The following is an 18,060-nucleotide window of genomic DNA, read 5'->3' as shown; positions in this document are numbered from 1 at the left end:
CGAAAAAATTAGATCTATATCATTTGAATTTTTGTTTACTAAAGGATTGATAAGATCTTTCGCTTTTTCTAAATGATTGAATTTAATATATACCTGAGCAAGATTATACTTTGGTATATTTGACTTAGGAGATAACTTAATGGCCTTTTCAAGTAGTATCTGTGCTCCCTCAAAATTATTGGACTTAAGAGCAACAAGTGCTTTGTTGTTATAAACAGATGCCTTTATTAAATTTGATCCTGATAGAGCATAATCGTAAAAGTAATTCGCTTTTAGCTGGCTTCCATAGAGTTGATAGCAAATTCCTATGTAAAGCCAGTACTTACTATTATTCTTGTACGATTTTATCTCTTTTTGCATATCATTAAGAGTTGATTTAAAGTTACCCTTGTAACATTTTGATAATGATTTTGCTAAAAAGTCTTTTTCGCTTACTTTACTTAACCTTGTGTTACCAAATCTCATAAATGATTCATCAGCAAAAGCATCATTTTCAGATCTAAGGTTGTTATTAATCTTGTGTGATCCACAGCTTACAAGTAAGAATAACGTTATTATATTGATTATTTTCACTATTGTACTCCTTGGTTATCTAAGGAGATTGCAAGTTGTGATACAGGGTATCTCATTAATATTTCTGACTTGAACCCTTGTTCATCAAATAATTTGTAATTTTCATATGATAGAATATTGTTAGTCTGAATTGTATTCGTTGTCTGTTTTTTGAATGTGATAACTTCTTTTTCAACTTTTTGATAAAGAGGAGTCATTTGTTGTAGAAACATATTTGTTTCTACTTTGTTAAAACCAATAGGACGAAAGCTTGTAACTTCAGTCAAGAAATCTTTGTATTGGTTAGCTATAAAATGGCTAACTTTTGGCGTAATTATTGGGTGTTTTAAGTTTTGAATTTTTAATCCCTGTGTAACTATATTTTTTATAGTTGAAAAATTGTTTTCTATTTCCAGACTAAAACGATCTCCATTAAACTCTGCTTTTGTAAAAGTATATTTAGTATTTTCGAAGTTAAGAATGTAAGCATTATAAGACATAATCTTATGAACAACTGGAGATTGGTAATTTCTAAGAATGTTTAACATCTCATTTGCTACATTGTTATTCCCCATTGCCTTACTTTGCCAATACTTATTTTCTGCGATAGTTGTGAGTGTTTCTGGTTTGATGTATTTAGGGAACTTCTTCATGTAGAATTTGATTTTCTTCATATTTCCTTCTATAGCAAAGCCTCTTGCAAATTGTTCAATATCTTTTTTCACTACAGATTGGTCTATATTGCATTTTTTCTGTGCATTTTGAAGAATGCTAACAGCTTTGTAATTATTTTCAATGATGGAAAATGAAATGGCCTTTTGGTAGAACTTATTTTTTTCTTTAAATTCATTTGTACAGTATTTAGTAATTGTTTTGTAGCTCAGAGAAAGTGCTTTTTTGAACTCTTGCGCCTGTGCATACTCAGTAACAATTTTTTCTAGAGTGGATACTTCTTTAAAAATCTCACCTTGATTATCTATCTTCAAGCTATACTTTAACCACTTCCATGAATCGTTGTAGTTACTTGTTTGTAATGCTAGTAGTGATAGTCTGAAAGAAGTCTGAATTTTAATTTTTAAAGGATAGTTTTCATTTTTAAGAATATCTGTGTAGCTCTTGTTCGCTGACGCATAGTCTTTCGCATCGACCTTTTTATCGATTTCATTAAATAATAGTCCTGCAAGTATTACTATAGATTTCTTAATATATACTTTTTCATAAGAAAGAAAACCTTTGTTAAATTGACCTATCCAGTATGAGATTTGTTTTATATCTTTATTTTTTACATAAAAATCAAATACTTTTGCAAACATTCCTTTTTGAGCTTTGATGTCTTGTGGAAAGCTAGTGTGATACGCTTTTACTACAGTGATCGAATTATCTGTTTTCTTGTTTTTATGATAAATTGAAAATAGTTTAGGGTATATAAGTTTACTTTTTTTATCTTTTGGCCATAGGTTTACATGGTTACTATATACGTAAGTTTGATACTTATAGTTTGATAGGCCATTTTCTTCTAGCTTAGTTAGAGTTGCAAGTAGCGAGTTTATAACTTTCTTTGAAAACTCTTCTTTCCATATCTTTTGCTTTTTCTCTTTTTTAATTATCTCAAGAACAACAGAATATTTCTTGTACGCTCTTTGGAAAAGCTTAACAGAGAAGAGTGTTTCACCTTGGTAGAATAAATACTCATTCTTATTTGTTGTATCCATTTTTATTAGAATGTTGAAATATGTAAGAACATTATTCAACTTTGAGTCATTGAGTGCTTCTGAAGTAAATTGTTCTCTTTTAGCAAGTCTTACTTGTAGATAACCCACGTACGACTTTATTCGTTTTACTGATATTTCTAATTCTTCGCCTTGTAGGTGTTTTAGCTCATAGATTTTTGATAAGGCCTTTGCAGTATTTAAGTGAAGATTCTCTCTCTTAAATGTTCTGTAAAACTCTAATTGATAATTGTAATACATTATCTGTTCGTCAAACTGTTTTCTATCTTTTGCGACTTGCAATCCTCTTGTGATTATATTGTTCACTGTAGGAAACTTTTTAGCAGTTTGAGCTCTCGTCGCCATTTTTGTTATGTATTCTGCTGCTTTAGTAACATTCTCAATATAGAACGATACACCTTCATCTATTTTATCATTTTGGATAAAGAATATACTTATTGCATCTAATACTTGTGATTCTACAGTAACATACCTTGGGCTCTTACTTATTTGGTAAGCTTTTAAGATATGATCCAGTCCTTGAGATAGTTTTTTGATTTTTAGTAAACACCACGCAATGTTATAGTGATGCTTGGCGTACCATTCATCTCCCTCATTTTTGATCACATCTTTATAGAACTTTATTGCTTTCTTATACTTTTTATCATTGTAATACAGTTCTGCAAGCGCTGTTTTTATACTATGAACGATAGGTGATGAATGTGGAGCAATCCTTAATGATTTTAATAAATAATACTCTGTTTTCTTACTTTTATTAAAGTCTCTTTCGTTCAATGCTAGGGTGTAGAAAATTGCGCCATTACTTCTGTAGTTTGGCCACTTCTTTACAATATAATGTCCAAGCTTTTCAACCTTTTTATTTAATTGTATTGATTGTTTGAAGAAGTATGGTCTCTTCAGTTTAGGGTTTCTGTTTTTTAAGAAACGATTATTTTCAACTTCTTTGATTATTTTAAGATTTTCAGAATAAAGCTCTAATAGTCTATATTCAAGATTAGGACCTCTTCGTCTGATCTTTTTTATCGTCTTTATTTCGTTTCGAATCATATCGACAAGAGTGCTTCTCTTCTGTTTTTCAAAAGACACTTTTTCTTTTCCCATAGCCTGGAAAGAGAATATAAGAATAAATATAGAGCTTATAATTATTTTCATATTCTAGTTTCCACCTTTTACTATAAATTTAAATTTTGGAAATCCAGCAGTAGCACTTGCATGCATTACTTTTTGCATATCTGAATATGATAGAGTTTGATCTAGTACAATATTTATCTGTTTGTTAGATCTTTCTTTACTCTTTATTAGGTCTTTATCTACTGATGTTAAATCTCTTGATTTAAATTCTTTTAACTCCTTGTCACCTTGTTCTTTCATTTCTTTAAGCTTTTTCTCTAAAAAAGCTATGTTTGATCCTGTCTTTGGTATCTTTCCAATTTCTTTATTGTCTATATATACAGATCTATTTTTATTTACCTGTATTGTTACCGATTGGTTACCGTGCAATAGTGATACTGACTCAGGTAATTCTAAATTATTTGTTAAATCAAGCTTTAAGTCAGAAGGATTATAACTTTTAAGTAAGAATACGAGTAGTATTACTAGAATATCTAGTAATGAAGTTATGTCTATATCTAGCTCTTTTTTCTTTTTAACAATGACTGATCTTCTTTTATTTCTTGTTGCCATTTTTATATCCTATATTACTGTTTCGAAAATTATTTGATCAAAAAGTGTTCTAGTTCTTACTACTTTTCCATTCTTTGACTTTCCTGCAATTGCTGGTATATCTTTTCCAACTCCAGTTATAGAATCCATGATTTTAACAATTTCTTTGTAATTAACATTTTTGCTTGGACTTAGGATAATAGATCTCTCATCAATATTTGCTAGTTTTATATCGATAAGAACTTTTTTAAGTTTACTTAGGTCAAACTCTTTTCCTAATTTTGTAATCTTTGTTTTTAGAGCACCTTCAACACCAGTTTTAACTTCTATTGAAGAACTAGAAATCTTAAGAGTTAAATTAAGGGGTTTTTCGTCACTTTTTTCAGTATCAATAGTTGCAATTGCTGGTGCATCACTTCCTATCTCATAAATTTCCACAAATTGTGCACTCATTAAAAGGAAAAATATAAAGATGAATACTGCATCTAGTATTGGAATTAGATTTAGTTTTGGTATTTCTTTCTTTTCTCTTCTTTGTCTCATTTTCTACCCCCTAGAAAATAAAATTAAGCTGCATTTGATGTGTTGTTTGGTATCGGAGGCATCTTTTTCTTTTTTGTGCCTAGTAAATCTACAAGCTTTAATGAGTACTCTTCTATTTCAGCTATAATCTTTTCACTTTTGTTAGAAAGTATGTTGTGAACAACCATTATACTAATGGCCGAAATTAGACCAAAAGCAGTTGTGTTCATCGCCTTAGAAATACCAAGTGCCAATAGCTTTGCTTTTGAAGATGGATCAGCATTAGCAACGGCAGCAAATGACTCAATAAGACCATAAATTGTTCCTAGCAGACCAATTAAAGTCGATACGTTTGCTACTAATCCAAGGTAGCTCATTCTCTTATCAACTTTTGGTGTAACTTCTAATATTGTAGAGTCTACAGCGTCTTGAATCTGATCTTTCTCTTGGTTTGCTCTTTTTAAACCTGACTTTAGTACCATTGGTAACATTGCTTTAGAGTTTGAACAGCTCTGAATTGCTTTTTCTACGTCGTTGTTTAATACATGCTTTTTAACCATATTCATTAATGAGTTACCGTCTATATCATAGCTAAATAATGATTTAATTCGTTCTAGTGCTATTGCTATACCAAATGTCCAAGTCGCCAATATTATCCACATAAAAACTCCACCTTCATCCATAAAGATTGCGAGTGTTTGTAAGAATGATTGGTCTGACACTACCTTTGCTACTTCGTTTTCCATTATTTACCCCTTATCTTAAATTTCTTATGTCTTTTTTAGATTCTGTATTAAAGTCAAATCTTTCGTATAATGCTCTTTCAAAAACCTTTCTATCTCTTTCTTTAACCGATAAATCTCCAGGAGCTAGAAGCTGTCCCTTTACTTCTAGATTACCTAGGTCAAAGCTTTCATATTTCTTGTACTCAACAATCACATTTTTGTTTTGAGCATAAGATGAAGTACAAATCATAAAAATTATTAAATATTTCATAATTACCTCTTGCTCACTTTCTTATCTATCTTCACTGTTGAGCAATTTGACTTAAGTCCGTATGAATAATCTCCTAGCTCATCTGCCCAAAATGCTCCATCAAAGTTCCAGAAATCATCATCCATCGTCATTTTTACGTTCTTAAGACTTCCTCTGCTTCTTTCTGATATCAATTCTTTATTGCTATAGAGTAAGTTTCTTTTCTTAGACATAATTTCTAGTTTTATATTGAACATCTCATAACTGTATTTATGAATATCATTTATAAACGTAAACATTTCTTTCTTCACATAGTGATTTAGATGTTGTGTACGCCAATTGATAGAGTTTTGAACCTGGTTAATTAAGTACTTCGTAAACTTATTTTGCTTTCTCTTATTTAAATACTTAAGTTCATTTTTTGCTTTCTTGAAACTTACTAAATCAACACTGAACTTCACTTTCTTTCTTATTTGTGTAACAAGATTTCTAATATAAGGATTTAAGCTTTCAGTTTCTTTTAGTGAACTAAATACTAAGTTGATAAAGTATGTATGTGAGTTCTTATTTGGTAGTACTATTTTCTTTAGTTCATCACTTTTTGTTTTATATACTTTGTAATATTGGTCAATTGTTGCAAGGCTGTCATCGTAGAGACAAAGTCTAAAATAGTTAAGTGAGTTTAAAATCTCTGATTCAGGGAAGAAGTAACTAGATAGAAGTGGAGATCTATATGTTACAACAAGTCCAAGAGATCTATTAAAGTCTTCTAGGTAATAATTTGCCCAAGCTTTTTCAATTAAAGTATATGGCCACCTATAAGATGTTTTTGGAATTTCATTATATGATGCAATTGCTTTTGCGTACTGTTTTTGCTTATAGTAAAGCCTTGCGATATGCATTGTACAAGATTCACTGAGTACAGTGTAGTATCTTTTTAGTTTTTCTTTGTCTGCTTTCTTTTTAAAACTATCAGACACTTTTATACATTTCTCAAATCTATCCTTTGATCTTGATATATCTCCAAGAATCTCTCTTGAAGTACCAGCTACATAAAGAGCTTCTGGAGAGAACCTATTATTTAATGGTATTCTTTCCGCAACAGTTAATGAGTTTTTATACTTCTTCATTCTAAACATTTTAAGAGCATAAATTAACTGTAGTGTAGGGGAGTTGTGCTTGATTAAGTCTCTATTTGATAAACCAGCTAGCGAATTTGTACCAGATTTTAATACAAGTATTTCTAGCTTTTCTTCGAAGTCTTTATCAAGCTTATCTGATTCAATAATATGTTCTGCTGCAAAAGGAAGAGAAGAAAAGTAATACTTAGATTTAAATAATTCATTAAATATCTTTAAATTCTTACCTTTTGTTCCCGTAAAATACTCTTTTTCAGCTAGTCCAAAGTGAGCATTAACAGAAAATGTAAATAGAATAACAACTGTTATAATTATTTTCATTTGATTATCCTTAGAAGCTAAAGCCTACTGAGAGTATTGTATCTGTTGATCCTCTTAGTTTCGATGTAGATGCTTGTCCATTTACAACCGGTCCTGGTGCTTTATACATAGATCTTTGTAGATCTATTCCTATAAACCACCTCTTTGAGGCATGAACTCTTAGTCCTGTTTTAGCTATTGCTCCTGTATAGGATTCTTCCTGGAAAGTTGCTGATTGAGTTGGGATTGATACAGTGTCTTTGTTTGATTCCGCATTAATCTTTGCCAGCCCTAATCCAAAACTCCAATCAAAATATATAATCTTATTAAATGTATTTATTTTTCCATAGAATGGAGACCAAATTCCCATCAGTCCGTATGTTGAAGTAAATCTTCTTACAAATGGAACAGTTTGGTTAATTCTTTTAATGTTGTCGTATGCATCATTGTTCTTATTCGAGTAACTATTATAGAAACCTTCAATGGCCCACTCTTCATTTAAGTAGTAACCAGTTCTAAAGTTTAATCCTGATGTATCTTGATACTCACCACTTAAACCGGCTACATAGCCAAGTTGTGTATAAATACTCTTTTTCTTTTTAAATAACTTATTTTGTAATACATAGACTTTCTTGTCTGGGTCTAGCCATAGAAACTTATAGAGATCTTTCTCATCTGCTATGGCCTGAAGAGATGACGCTCCCATTGAAAGCGTCATCATTATATATGTTAAAGTCCTACCCCTAGATAAAATCATTAATTAAGCTCCTCTGTTTGAACTGCATAACTTACTTCAATATTAGATCCTTCGTTTGGAACGCTTCCGTCCACGAATTTGATAGATCTAGATTGATTGTCATAAGTGAAGCCTGAGCTTACTTGTGCACCATTTACTTTTACTTCAATCTTGTCTTCGTATGGCTTATTTGAAAGTGCAAAACTATCAATTAGATCTACTATCTTTCCGCCCATTTCTCTAAGTACTTGGTAAAAGTCGTTTTTTATGTGTGCAGTCGCACCACCTGTCTTATCACTGGCTTCAAGATATCTATAACCAATCGTCTCCCAGCTAGTTCCTGTACTTTTTGTGTTAACAATTGAGTACAGCTTGATAAGCCCTGAAGTCTTCTTTAGGTTTTGAAAGTAGTCTACATATGACTGTGAAGTATTTGATGATTGATCTTCTTCATCAGATACAAATACAACAACTAGGTATGCATCGTCTCTCATCCAGTTTTCAATATATCTACTTACAAATGACTTAGATGTTTGAAGTCCTTTCTCTCTACCAGAACCTCTCGTTCCAACCTTGATACAGTTTGCAAAGTCTTTTACAAATTGACTTTCATTACTTTTAGCTGCATCTGCATCAAGAATTGAGAAGTCACAAACTGATTTACCGTTCTTTTTACTTGTCCCATCAGTTGTTGTAATGGCCATTTTGAAGTCAATTTTCTTCTCTAAGAATTCATGTATAAATACATCAAAGTTGTAGGCCAATGCTTTTTGCTCATCACCCATAGATCCAGAGTCATCTACAACCCATAAGATATCAACTTTTCCATCTTTAGCCTCAGCTTGCGTGAATTTCTCCACAACTGACTTTAAAACTATTCCAGGCTCTTCCGGTTCTTCTGGCTCTACTGGATCCGTTACTACAGGATCTGTAGGTTCAGTAGGGTTTGTTACGACAGGATCTGTCGGCTCTTCTACTACCGGATCTGTTGGTTCAGTAACTACTGGATCAGTTGGCTCTGTTGGTACTGTTACAACCGGATCAGTAGGCTCAGTAACAACTGGGTCAGTTGGTGTAGTTACTACAGGGTCAGTTGGTTCAGTATCTACTGGGTTTGAAGCATCTGGTGATGGGATTTCAATTTCGCTAGGAATGTCTGTATCAACAACTCCTGCTCCATTAAGAAATTTCTTTTCATAAAATTCTTGTTCGTTACAAGAAGTTAGGTTTATTAATAATGTTAGTAGTAGAAAGGTATCTCTTATCCTTGAAGTGTTTAAAACCATTACCGTCTCCATAACGGTAGCTAGACCTATTTCTGTAGAAATAATGTGATCGAGCAATTCCGGCTTTTCTGAGATTTTGTGACGGCTTACATACTTTTTTAACTGACGTTCAACAAACAAAATCGAAGAAGTTTTTTATTTCCCTTTTTTCTTACTGCTAGAGTAGCAAACTGAAAAATAGAGTAAATTTGCGAATGTATGTTTTTATTGCTTTTTCCATTATTTTAGTTAGTTATATAACGAAAAACGTAGAAAATTGATTGAATTTGTTGTTAGAGATATCTTGTTAATTTCGCCACATATTATTGTCGTAGATTGAGAAGTACTTGTTTATATGAGTTTCAACGCTTCTTGAACAATATTGTCTGAAAGGTCGTGCCCTTCATTTTTGAGCGATATATATCTAGATTCCTTCTTAGAAGAAGTTTTTAGTTTTTCAAAATGCACTTTTGAATTTTGATGATCTACTAATTTATCTTCCACACCATGAATTGAGTAGACATTAAAGGGGAGTTCTTCAGTTATGTATTGCCACTTATATGTACAGCAAAGCCCTATGATAGATTGTATCTTATTCATTGCTAAACCAGCGAAGGGACTAAGATAGCCGCCCTGGGAGTAGCCTATGACTACTTTGGGAGTTTCGTCGTACCCTAACGTTTGTACAAGTTTCTGTAGCAAGTTTGCTGATAGGCTATAGTCAATATCATATGAGTTTGAGTGTCTATCAAAGAAGTACCATGCATATCTTTTTTCAATATAATCTCTTCTTATCTTTGGAATTGGAAGAGGTCCATTAGGTGCTAGAATGTCGTAATCATCAGGTGCTGAATCAAGGAAATGCTCAAGTATTGCTTCATTAGTCTGTGCAAATCCATGTAGAAGTATTAGTAATTTTTTTGATTTTCTTTTTGTTAACTTATAATTGATAGGAAAATCTATTTCTAATTTGATTGTTTGGTTTTTCATGGGATAATAATAATTCAAGTATAACTAGATGAGTAGGTATTAATTGGAATTAGAAAAAAAATTACTAGAGACTCTATCCTTTTTTAACCCTATGACATTAGAGCAGATATACTTAGATTTTGACGAAGATTATCTACTAGAGAATCCAAGCTATACATATGATGATTTAATAGAGTGTTTATCGTCACTGGAAAAGCAAAGAAAAATTAAGTCTAGCGGAAAAGACAAATCTAAAACATGGATTCGTGAGTATCCTAAAAAGACATTACTTTCTAGAATGTTGAGATTCCTAAAATAGCTGCAATCAACCACGTTATAAGACCTGTCGCAATTGGAATAGTTAAATTATCATCAACGCGAATTGGGATGAGTTCAAGTCCTGTCATTATTGATGAGACTAATGTTGCAAGAATACAAACGATGAATAGGTCATTTCCATAAAGTGTACTAAAAACAAAAATTAATATACAGAATGTTGAAACAAAAAATGCTGCAGAACCTTCAATACTTTTTCTTTTAAATATTTTATTCTTTCCAAATCTAATCCCTATTATGGCCGACATTGGGTCAGCAATAGCAAGAGTAAATATTGCGCAAAGAGCTACTACTTTTGGAAAACTTAGTAATGTGAGAAGTAATCCCATTACAAAAGGCATTCCTGCAGATTCTTTAAGCTGCTCTTCAGCTCTTAACAAGTATTTATTAACTATTTTAAATGTTGCTGCATATTCTGGATAATTTATTCTTATTTGTTCTACTATATATACGATACATGCAGCAGTACCAAGAATTGATACAGCTGATTGATGGCTAAGAAAGCTATAATATACTATACCTGCGGCCGTACCCATCGTCATATGAAAGAAGCGTCTAGGAAATTGAAGATCGTGCCTCGTTGATGTTGAAGCAGATTCTTTTAACTTTTCTGATTTTATTTCACTCTCTTCCTTAGAAGAGATTTCTTTCTTTTCACTCACATTAAATTCCTTTAGATATTTATCGGAGTTTTTTGATTTTATTTTAGATTAATTAGATCCTACTCAATTATTTTTGTAGTTCTTTCCTCAGAAATCACCTGCATAATATCCTTTTGGTTTATAGAGCCTAGTAGTTCACCACTTGAGTCGTGAACAACAGGAAGAGTCAAGTAAATGGAGTTCTCAAAAGCTTGTATCGCTTCTTCTAGGCTTGAGGTATTAAGGATTGAAGGAAAGTCTATGGTAATCGATTTCGCAGTGATAAAGCTATTTTCTTCTTCTTTTGATAATTCCATTAATTGGGCCAAGTCAATTACACCTAAGAATTTATGTTCTTCATTTACTACGGGGTAGTATGGTGAACTATGTTGGTAAATAAATTTTTGTACATTAACAATACTTGCATTTTCTTTTACTGAGATAATATCAGTTTTAATATAATATTTTATATCTCTTTTTATATCCTCTGGTTTCTCTTTTTTTATATTTAAATTTTCTTGGAGGTTATCCATTAACTGTCCTACACTCACTGTTGCTTTTTTAGTGTAGTTCTTTCCATCATCTTTTCCGCCTTTTACTTCTCCTGATTCAAATATACTGTACTTAAGTAAGAGAGGGCCAAGTATTTCAAATACAAAAATTGAACTCATTATGATTGTGACTAAGAGATTTGAACTCTCAGTATCTATTGGCATTATTTTATTAACAATCGCAAGCGCTATACCTGCATGGGAAAGAGTTGAGAGGCCAAAGTACTTCGACTTGTCAGAAAATGATGAGACAACTCTACCTGTTAATAATGAGCCAAAGTAGAATGCGAATGTTCTACTAAGTACATATACAACTGCCATCAGTAAGATCGTTGGTGTAAACTCTCGTAAGTTTATATGAGCACCAGCTAATATGAAAAAGATTGCGTATATAGAAAGACCCATCTCATTTATTCCCTTATGGATCTCTTTACCTGAGTTAGTAGAGTTCACAACCGTAAAGCCAATTACTGTTGATATAATTAATGGGTCAGTATGTAAGAAGTGAGAAAGAGTTTGTCCAAATAAAATAGTGGAACCTACCAGCATTAAAAATTCAGATGACTTTTTCTCTTTTTGTTCCCAGTAAGAAAGAAAGAACCCAAGTATAAAACCTAGGATAACTGATCCTGCCAAAGACCAAACGAGTAAACCTAGTTGCATTAGGGGAGTCACTCCAGGGTCAGCTGGCCAAATGTTCAATATTTTAAATATTACTTCTAGTATTTGAGTTCCAATTAAGGCAACTACTGTAGCCAGTGCTAGATAAGTTAGTATTGATCTTTGGAGAGGACCATTTGCATTATATTCTTTCATTACTAAAAGAGTTGTAGGAGGAGCACACTCTAAGGCCACAAACGAAAGAAACATTGCCACTATCAATGCTAGTTTATAGTCTCCAGTAATTTGAGAGTAGGCGAGGAATGTTAATGTGAATACGATTAGTAAATTAAATAGTCCTGCGACACCAACTTCTTTAAAATTCTTCCATCCAATTTTTTGAATCAAGTTTCTATCAAAGTCACCACCAATATTAAATAGAATGAGTCCCATTGCAATATCTGAGAGAAAGTGAAAGCTGTTGGCTATGCCTGTTGTCATCAAATTAAAGCCAGTTGGCCCTAGAATTACACCTGTGAAGATAAATCCAGTTACCTTTGGTATATTTATCTTTTTCGCAAATTTTCCTAAAATAAGGGCCGAGATTAAGGCTATACCTAGAATAGGAATTTTATTTTCAATTATCGTTGTCGCGACTTCTGATGTTTGCATTTCTCATTCCTATCTTAAGTAAATTAGATTTGATTATATAAGGTCTTTCTACTAACAGCAAATTTCATGAAAAATAATCTCGTAATTCTAATATGTTACTTCAAAATGTCTAACTTCTATACTCTAGTAATAATGTTGAAATAATATTAAGACTTCTATTTACCATGAGTTTCTAATTGCTTAGAATATGTGTAATTCTATTTTTAAATTGAGGGTATATGAAAAAGAAGCTCATTCTTATAGCAATCGCAATAGTTTTAGTACTCGCAGGAACTACGTGGGGCCTATTGAGTTATAATTATTCAAAAGGATTTAGGTCAGGTACTTTAGTTAAAATAACTAAGAAAGGTGCTTTTTATAAGACATATGAGGGAACCCTAGATTTAGGTTCTGGTGATCATTTGACGTGGGACTTTTCAATCCATGATGAGGAAATAGGAAAGCAACTAGAGCAGCAAGCTGGACGACTTGTTAAAGTTGAATATAAAGAACTTCTCTATAAGGTTTTTTATGATACTAAATACGTAGTTCATTCTTGGTCAGTAGTTAGAGAGGCCGGTAGTGAGAACTTTTGTCGTCTCGTCAATATAATGAGAAAGAGCCGAATTGTAGTTGAGAAGGTTAAATCCTTAATTTCAGATTATGATGCTTCCTTATTAGAAGAAATTAGAAAGTGTCAAAATTAATAGGCACCTCTATTTTTTAATATGCCAATAAAAGTGACTTCTTTCTTAAGCCATTTCGATAAAAAAAATATTCTTGATATGAAACCCCTGACTGCCATAATGAAAAGCAGGTGGGGGGATATCTATGCGCAAGAACTCAATTAATAAATTCTACACAGAGAGTGTAAGTAAGTACTTTGGTTTTGTTCCAAATCATAATTTAAAAAAGTTTGATTCAGTTCTTGATAGTTCTATTTCACATAAGTGGAAAAGTATTCATCCAAGCTACCTAAGTTCCAAAGAAGCTCTCGTGTTAGGTATTAAGATAATGAATAGTCATGATGAGATCTGTGAAGCTAAAGATCAAGATGCACATGAAATGTTTGATCTCGCTCTAAAGAGTTTCAAAGAGGAAGGTGAGGATCAGAAGTTATTCAGTCTCGCCATGGGGATTTTCTATTTTAAAAACTCTCTGAAGATTACGGATAGATCAAAGCAAATAAAGGTCATTAAGCTCGCTAAGCATTATATAGATGAGGCCATTTCAATGAATGAGGAGTGTCTTCTTACTCGTTTGCATTTAGTGATTATTCATGTGGCGATGGATAATATGTCTATTGCTGTGAAAGAACTTGTACAGCTTGGTCGAGAAGTAAATGATAGAAATATCTACAATGTCCTACATCGCATTTATGAAAAGCTAGGACATGAGAATATAGCTCTTTTCTATAACCTAAAGGCCTCTAAGCTTAAGGAGGTTGAGGTACTCGCTGCCTAAGCTTGATTTATTATTTTATAAGGTACTCTATTTTTATTAGAGTACTTCTCTTAAGTGTTAAATCGATCATACTTTTAGCAACATCTTCTACTTTAATCGGTGCATACTTTCCTATCAATTTGGGTAAGATTTTTGAGAATGGGCTAAGTAGCGCCGAAGATATTTGTTCAGCTGGCCTAAACTCTTCTCTATGTCCAAGTAAAAGCGAGGGTCGAACTATCACAGTATCTATAGGACCTGTGAGAGATGACTCCATTTGTCCTTTGACTTTAGAGTAAAATACCCTTGATTTAGCATCTGCTCCTAATGCACTTATTACGCAGAAGAACTTAGCATTTGTACTCAGGGCATACTTATAGCACATTAGAACATAGTCTAGATCTACTTTCTTAAATGCTTCCTTAGAGCCTGCTTTCTTGATTGTTGTTCCTAGGCAGCAGTACACACCATCATAATTTTCGAGCTCAAAAGTTCCGAACTCTTCGAAGTTAATACTTCTTTTAATAAATTTATCGCTACTTATTTTTGAGACATCCCTAAGGGCAATTGTGACTTGATGTTCTTTAGATAATTGATCAATGAGAGAGGTGCCCACTAGGCCAGATGCACCAAATACTAAGAATTTCATATAAATATTAATAGTAAGATAAATGCAATAATTCCAGAGATTAAATAAGGAATAAAGTTATCTCTTTTCTTAACAACATTGAACTCACCATGTTCTCTCAAGTGGGGATCATTGATGTTATCAATAATATATTGGAGGTCCTTATATGGTGTTAGACCATTTAAATCCATAATCACTTCTCTATTTTCACAGAAAAACATAGTTGGGACTGATCTAATATTAAAGTGTGCGGCCAATTCGGGAGACTCATTTGTATCAATATCAAAGATGGGAAAGTCAGGGTTTTGAAGAGATAGTTTCTCTAAAACTGGAATCATCATCTGACATGGACCACAAGTGGTAGAGCCAAACTTTAGAAGGTAAGGCCCATTGATTGTGTTAACAGTTGTTTCAAAATGTTCTGTTCCAAGTTTTTTTACCATATCTTAGTGCTGCTTCCAGTCTACATGTGGCTCTGGTCTATTATTAGTAATAATCTCTATCTCTTCTAATAGCTCTTCATCGAGTAGGTGAAGAATATCAAGTGTCTTGATATTATCTTCTAGCTGCTCGAGTCTTGAGGCCCCTAGAATGACTGAACTAACGTTTGGGTTTTTTAAACACCAAGCTAGAGAAAGTTGTGCTAAAGAAATACCTCTTTTGACTGCAAGGTCTTGAAGGTCACTAGCGATCTTTAATTTAATTTTTCCCTCTGGAGTATCATACATATCTCTAAGCCATGAGAATTTATCTAACGATAATCTAGAGCCTTCAGGTATACCATTTGAGTATTTACCTGTAAGTATCCCTGAACTTAGTGGAGACCAAGTTGTTGTTCCCATTCCATACTTTTCGTAAAGGCCTTTGTACTCTTTCTCAATTCTTTCTCTGTGTAAGAGGTTGTATTGAGATTGCTCAACAGATGGTGGAGTAAGGTGATATCTCTCTGAGAGAGTGTAGGCCTCTGTTATTTGTTCAGCCGACCACTCACTAGTTCCCCAATATAAAATCTTTCCTTGCATTACAAGTGTATGCATGGCCCTGAGAGTCTCAATAATTGGTGTATCTACGTCTGGTCTGTGACAGTAGTATAGATCTAGATAATCTAGTTTAAACCTTTTAAGAGCATTGTTACAGCCTTCAATGACATGCTTTCTATTAAGTCCTTTCTGAGTCGGTTTATCGCCGCCCCAAAAGACCTTAGATGATACTAAATAGCTATCTCTAGACCAATTCATTTTCTTAAGGGCGTCACCCATTATTTCTTCAGACTCACCATCAGCATAAATCTCAGCATTATCGAAGAAATTGATTCCTTGGTCATAGGCATATGACATCATTTCAATAGCAGATTTAACATTAACTTGATTCTTAAAAGTTACCCAAGAGCCTAATGAGAAGCTACTAAGGAATAGACCTGAGTTACCAAGTCTTCTGTACGTCATTTCAGTCATAATTACTCACTTGTAGCTTTAGATTCTACTGCTAAATTACTTATTTGAGAAGTAGAGTGTTATCCCAGCGGTTAACAAAGGTAGGACGGCAAGAAAAAACCAAAATGCTATATCAAACATTCTTTCTTCAAAGCTTAATTTCTTCTTCTTTTTCATATAATCCTTTTAATGACAGTGTGCAGCGTTTGAGAAGTAAAAGTTCCAAAGTCGGTAGCTAACTGTAGACATCCCTAAACAAATCAATAGGGCCCCGCTGGCCTTAGGTGCGAAACTTTGTATTGGACCAAGTACCTTCATCATTAATGTTGGAGCAAAGACCATCGCAGGTAAAGTTCCAAGCCAAAATCCTATAACTCCTAAGAAGCCTACAAGTGGAGATTGAAAAGTCATTAATGTGATTAAAACTCCGTACAAAAAACCACACGGAAGCATAAGTGAGAGGGCTCCAATTGAAAAACCCTTAAGACTTTTTGAAAAGTCGTTTGAATTAAACTTCTTGAATAATCTCTCATAAAGTCCCGTAACAATCCTTGGTAACTTAACTTCAAATTTCTTACCTCTAATACTTTGAGCACCCCAAAAAACAAAGAGAAGCCCTAGAAATAGACCACCTAAGAGTGGAATATATTGAGTGACTCCAGATTTTTGAATTAGCGTAGAAGTTAACATTGCTACTACGGCCATAAGTAAGTAGGCACTTAGTCTTCCAAGCTGATAAGAGATATTACTCTTTGGAGACTTTCCTACTGATAGAACTAGGCCTCCGCACATTCCAATGCAGTGAATACTGCCTGTTAGCCCAATCATAAAGGCGAACATTGGTGCAAAAACTGGTAGGGCCGATTGTATTTCAGTTAATTGGTCCAACAAGTTGAACCTCCATTGTTTTTATAATTTTATTATTTTCTGGGTTTATAAAGTTCAAGTTAACTTTCTTAGAACCTTTTTCTAGTATTGATGGTGGAAACCTAAAAAACACATTTGTGTGATTCATTGTCTCTTTCAATACTACAGGATTTCTAGGAACAATTAAGCTAATATCTTTATTGTTTTGTTCTATTTTTATTTTTTGTAAATCTTCTCCCTCGTAAGAGAGATTGATCTTAAAATGATTTGCTATAACTTTATCTTCACCAGAGCTTAATACAGTGAAAGGTGTTTTACTTCCTCTTAGTATTACAATATCCAAATCTTTAGTTCCCTGGAACTGAATAAAGAAGCCTAAGAATAAAAGAATAACTGTAGACAAATAAAAAGCATTTCTAATAGAGAATCTTTTTGTTGGTAGACCTTTAAGTCCTTGTTCAGTTTCAAATCTGATTAGACCTTCCGGCTTTCCTACCTTGAGCATAATTTCATCACAAGCATCTATGCAATTTGTACATGCAATACATTCAAGTTGCGATCCTCTTCTTATATCAATTCCAGTAGGGCAGGCCTTTACGCAAGCGTAGCAATCAACACAGTCAGCATGTTCATCTTTACTCTGTCCTTTTTGTCTTCTTGGCTCTCCTCGATTGTAGTCATAAGCTATGACGAGAGAGTTTTCATCCATCATCACAGATTGAAATCTTCCATACGGGCAAGCAATTAAGCAAAATTGCTCTTTAAACCAAGCAAAATCAAATAAGATAATTGCTACAGCACTCCAAGTTGCACCGAAGAGTGCAATATTATCAAAAGGTGAGTGTAGAGTGATCCCAACTAGAGATCTAACACCTACAAAGTATCCAATAAATGAATGTGCAATATGCATTGAGGCGATGATGAATAGTGACCACTTTAATGTTTTCTTCAAAAACTTTTGAAGGTCTAGTGGTGATTCATCAAGCTTTTTTCTCTTTCTAGCATTCCCTTCGACAAGTACTTCTATCTTATTAAAGATTGCGTCTATAAAGACAGTTTG

At 33.1% G+C, this 18,060-nt stretch carries 20 protein-coding genes; 3 read left to right on the top strand and 17 right to left on the bottom strand.

Annotated elements, in window-relative coordinates; all coding sequences use genetic code 11:
• The 10 genes from ABX784_RS09975 to ABX784_RS09930 form a co-directional block, all read right to left on the bottom strand.
• A partial coding sequence (locus tag ABX784_RS09975; protein ID WP_372654886.1) for a tetratricopeptide repeat protein occupies positions 1 to 573 on the bottom strand: 573 nt, incomplete at its 3' end.
• Positions 573 to 3,434 (bottom strand): tetratricopeptide repeat protein, encoded by a 2,862-nt coding sequence (locus ABX784_RS09970; RefSeq protein WP_372654885.1) that lies wholly within the window; start codon positions 3,432 to 3,434, stop codon positions 573 to 575. The genes ABX784_RS09970 and ABX784_RS09975, both read right to left, overlap by 1 nt.
• A gap of 3 nt (positions 3,435 to 3,437) precedes the next feature.
• Complete coding sequence (locus ABX784_RS09965; RefSeq protein WP_372654884.1) at positions 3,438 to 3,965, bottom strand: biopolymer transporter ExbD; 528 nt, start codon at positions 3,963 to 3,965, stop codon at positions 3,438 to 3,440.
• 9 nt (positions 3,966 to 3,974) lie between these two features.
• On the bottom strand, positions 3,975 to 4,487 hold the full coding sequence (locus tag ABX784_RS09960; RefSeq protein WP_372654883.1) for an ExbD/TolR family protein: 513 nt from the start codon (positions 4,485 to 4,487) through the stop codon (positions 3,975 to 3,977).
• 23 nt (positions 4,488 to 4,510) lie between these two features.
• Positions 4,511 to 5,212: a MotA/TolQ/ExbB proton channel family protein gene (locus ABX784_RS09955; protein WP_372654882.1), complete on the bottom strand. Its 702-nt coding sequence runs from the start codon at positions 5,210 to 5,212 to the stop codon at positions 4,511 to 4,513.
• Between the two features lie 10 nt (positions 5,213 to 5,222).
• Complete coding sequence (locus ABX784_RS09950) at positions 5,223 to 5,462, bottom strand: hypothetical protein (RefSeq protein WP_372654881.1); 240 nt, start codon at positions 5,460 to 5,462, stop codon at positions 5,223 to 5,225.
• Positions 5,463 to 5,464: 2 nt separating this feature from the next.
• Positions 5,465 to 6,901: a hypothetical protein gene (locus ABX784_RS09945; protein ID WP_372654880.1), complete on the bottom strand. Its 1,437-nt coding sequence runs from the start codon at positions 6,899 to 6,901 to the stop codon at positions 5,465 to 5,467.
• Between the two features lie 10 nt (positions 6,902 to 6,911).
• Complete coding sequence (locus tag ABX784_RS09940; RefSeq protein ID WP_372654879.1) at positions 6,912 to 7,637, bottom strand: outer membrane beta-barrel domain-containing protein; 726 nt, start codon at positions 7,635 to 7,637, stop codon at positions 6,912 to 6,914.
• Entirely contained in the window at positions 7,637 to 8,959 is a 1,323-nt protein-coding gene (locus ABX784_RS09935) for a hypothetical protein (RefSeq protein ID WP_372654878.1), read from the bottom strand. The genes ABX784_RS09940 and ABX784_RS09935 overlap by 1 nt, the downstream gene beginning before the upstream one ends.
• A gap of 273 nt (positions 8,960 to 9,232) precedes the next feature.
• Positions 9,233 to 9,871, bottom strand: coding sequence for an alpha/beta hydrolase (locus tag ABX784_RS09930; RefSeq protein WP_372654877.1), 639 nt, complete (start codon positions 9,869 to 9,871; stop codon positions 9,233 to 9,235).
• A gap of 43 nt (positions 9,872 to 9,914) precedes the next feature.
• Here ABX784_RS09930 and ABX784_RS09925 point away from each other — a divergent pair, with 43 nt between their 5' ends.
• Positions 9,915 to 10,169 carry a hypothetical protein gene (locus ABX784_RS09925; RefSeq protein ID WP_372654876.1) on the top strand — a complete coding sequence of 85 codons (255 nt, stop codon included), beginning with the start codon at positions 9,915 to 9,917 and terminating at the stop codon, positions 10,167 to 10,169.
• On the opposite strand, the gene ABX784_RS09920 is transcribed toward ABX784_RS09925, so the two are convergent.
• Both ABX784_RS09920 and ABX784_RS09915 read right to left on the bottom strand, forming a co-directional pair.
• Positions 10,144 to 10,848 carry a diacylglycerol/polyprenol kinase family protein gene (locus ABX784_RS09920; RefSeq protein WP_372654875.1) on the bottom strand — a complete coding sequence of 235 codons (705 nt, stop codon included), beginning with the start codon at positions 10,846 to 10,848 and terminating at the stop codon, positions 10,144 to 10,146. The genes ABX784_RS09925 and ABX784_RS09920 overlap by 26 nt on opposite strands.
• 59 nt (positions 10,849 to 10,907) lie before the next feature.
• Positions 10,908 to 12,650: a cation:proton antiporter gene (locus ABX784_RS09915; RefSeq protein ID WP_372654874.1), complete on the bottom strand. Its 1,743-nt coding sequence runs from the start codon at positions 12,648 to 12,650 to the stop codon at positions 10,908 to 10,910.
• Between the two features lie 218 nt (positions 12,651 to 12,868).
• On the opposite strand from ABX784_RS09915, the gene ABX784_RS09910 reads away from it, so the two are divergent.
• The gene (locus ABX784_RS09910) at positions 12,869 to 13,336 is read left to right on the top strand and encodes a hypothetical protein (protein ID WP_372654873.1); all 468 of its coding nucleotides are present in this window, start codon (positions 12,869 to 12,871) and stop codon (positions 13,334 to 13,336) included.
• A gap of 124 nt (positions 13,337 to 13,460) precedes the next feature.
• Positions 13,461 to 14,093: a hypothetical protein gene (locus tag ABX784_RS09905; RefSeq protein WP_372654872.1), complete on the top strand. Its 633-nt coding sequence runs from the start codon at positions 13,461 to 13,463 to the stop codon at positions 14,091 to 14,093.
• A gap of 10 nt (positions 14,094 to 14,103) precedes the next feature.
• Here ABX784_RS09905 and ABX784_RS09900 read toward each other — a convergent pair whose 3' ends face one another.
• The 5 genes from ABX784_RS09900 to ABX784_RS09880 form a co-directional block, all read right to left on the bottom strand.
• The gene (locus ABX784_RS09900; RefSeq protein ID WP_372654871.1) at positions 14,104 to 14,721 is read right to left on the bottom strand and encodes a hypothetical protein; all 618 of its coding nucleotides are present in this window, start codon (positions 14,719 to 14,721) and stop codon (positions 14,104 to 14,106) included.
• Positions 14,718 to 15,143, bottom strand: coding sequence for a thioredoxin family protein (locus tag ABX784_RS09895; protein ID WP_372654870.1), 426 nt, complete (start codon positions 15,141 to 15,143; stop codon positions 14,718 to 14,720). The genes ABX784_RS09900 and ABX784_RS09895 overlap by 4 nt, the downstream gene beginning before the upstream one ends.
• 3 nt (positions 15,144 to 15,146) lie before the next feature.
• Entirely contained in the window at positions 15,147 to 16,145 is a 999-nt protein-coding gene (locus tag ABX784_RS09890) for an aldo/keto reductase (RefSeq protein ID WP_372654887.1), read from the bottom strand.
• A gap of 174 nt (positions 16,146 to 16,319) precedes the next feature.
• A complete protein-coding gene (locus tag ABX784_RS09885; protein WP_372654869.1) occupies positions 16,320 to 17,021 on the bottom strand; it encodes a sulfite exporter TauE/SafE family protein in 702 nt (233 codons plus the stop codon).
• On the bottom strand, positions 17,005 to 18,060 hold a 1,056-nt coding region (locus ABX784_RS09880; protein WP_372654868.1), incomplete at its 5' end, for a 4Fe-4S dicluster domain-containing protein. The genes ABX784_RS09885 and ABX784_RS09880, both read right to left, overlap by 17 nt.

This window comes from Halobacteriovorax sp. (genome assembly GCF_041587335.1).
Taxonomy (GTDB): Bacteria; Bdellovibrionota; Bacteriovoracia; order Bacteriovoracales; family Bacteriovoracaceae; genus Halobacteriovorax.
Note: the sequence above shows the minus strand (reverse complement) of the source record. Positions and strands in the feature narration are given on the sequence as shown.

Excerpts from the sequence above, each read along its gene's own strand:
- ABX784_RS09970 (WP_372654885.1), bottom strand. The coding sequence starts at position 3,434 with ATGAAAATAATTATAAGCTCTATATTTATTCTTATATTCTCTTTCCAG.
- ABX784_RS09965 (WP_372654884.1), bottom strand. The coding sequence starts at position 3,965 with ATGGCAACAAGAAATAAAAGAAGATCAGTCATTGTTAAAAAGAAAAAA.
- ABX784_RS09960 (WP_372654883.1), bottom strand. The coding sequence starts at position 4,487 with ATGAGACAAAGAAGAGAAAAGAAAGAAATACCAAAACTAAATCTAATT.
- ABX784_RS09955 (WP_372654882.1), bottom strand. The coding sequence starts at position 5,212 with ATGGAAAACGAAGTAGCAAAGGTAGTGTCAGACCAATCATTCTTACAA.
- ABX784_RS09950 (WP_372654881.1), bottom strand. The coding sequence starts at position 5,462 with ATGAAATATTTAATAATTTTTATGATTTGTACTTCATCTTATGCTCAA.
- ABX784_RS09945 (WP_372654880.1), bottom strand. The coding sequence starts at position 6,901 with ATGAAAATAATTATAACAGTTGTTATTCTATTTACATTTTCTGTTAAT.
- ABX784_RS09940 (WP_372654879.1), bottom strand. The coding sequence starts at position 7,637 with ATGATTTTATCTAGGGGTAGGACTTTAACATATATAATGATGACGCTT.
- ABX784_RS09930 (WP_372654877.1), bottom strand. The coding sequence starts at position 9,871 with ATGAAAAACCAAACAATCAAATTAGAAATAGATTTTCCTATCAATTAT.
- ABX784_RS09915 (WP_372654874.1), bottom strand. The coding sequence starts at position 12,650 with ATGCAAACATCAGAAGTCGCGACAACGATAATTGAAAATAAAATTCCT.
- ABX784_RS09910 (WP_372654873.1), top strand. The coding sequence starts at position 12,869 with ATGAAAAAGAAGCTCATTCTTATAGCAATCGCAATAGTTTTAGTACTC.
- ABX784_RS09905 (WP_372654872.1), top strand. The coding sequence starts at position 13,461 with ATGCGCAAGAACTCAATTAATAAATTCTACACAGAGAGTGTAAGTAAG.
- ABX784_RS09900 (WP_372654871.1), bottom strand. The coding sequence starts at position 14,721 with ATGAAATTCTTAGTATTTGGTGCATCTGGCCTAGTGGGCACCTCTCTC.
- ABX784_RS09895 (WP_372654870.1), bottom strand. The coding sequence starts at position 15,143 with ATGGTAAAAAAACTTGGAACAGAACATTTTGAAACAACTGTTAACACA.
- ABX784_RS09890 (WP_372654887.1), bottom strand. The coding sequence starts at position 16,145 with ATGACGTACAGAAGACTTGGTAACTCAGGTCTATTCCTTAGTAGCTTC.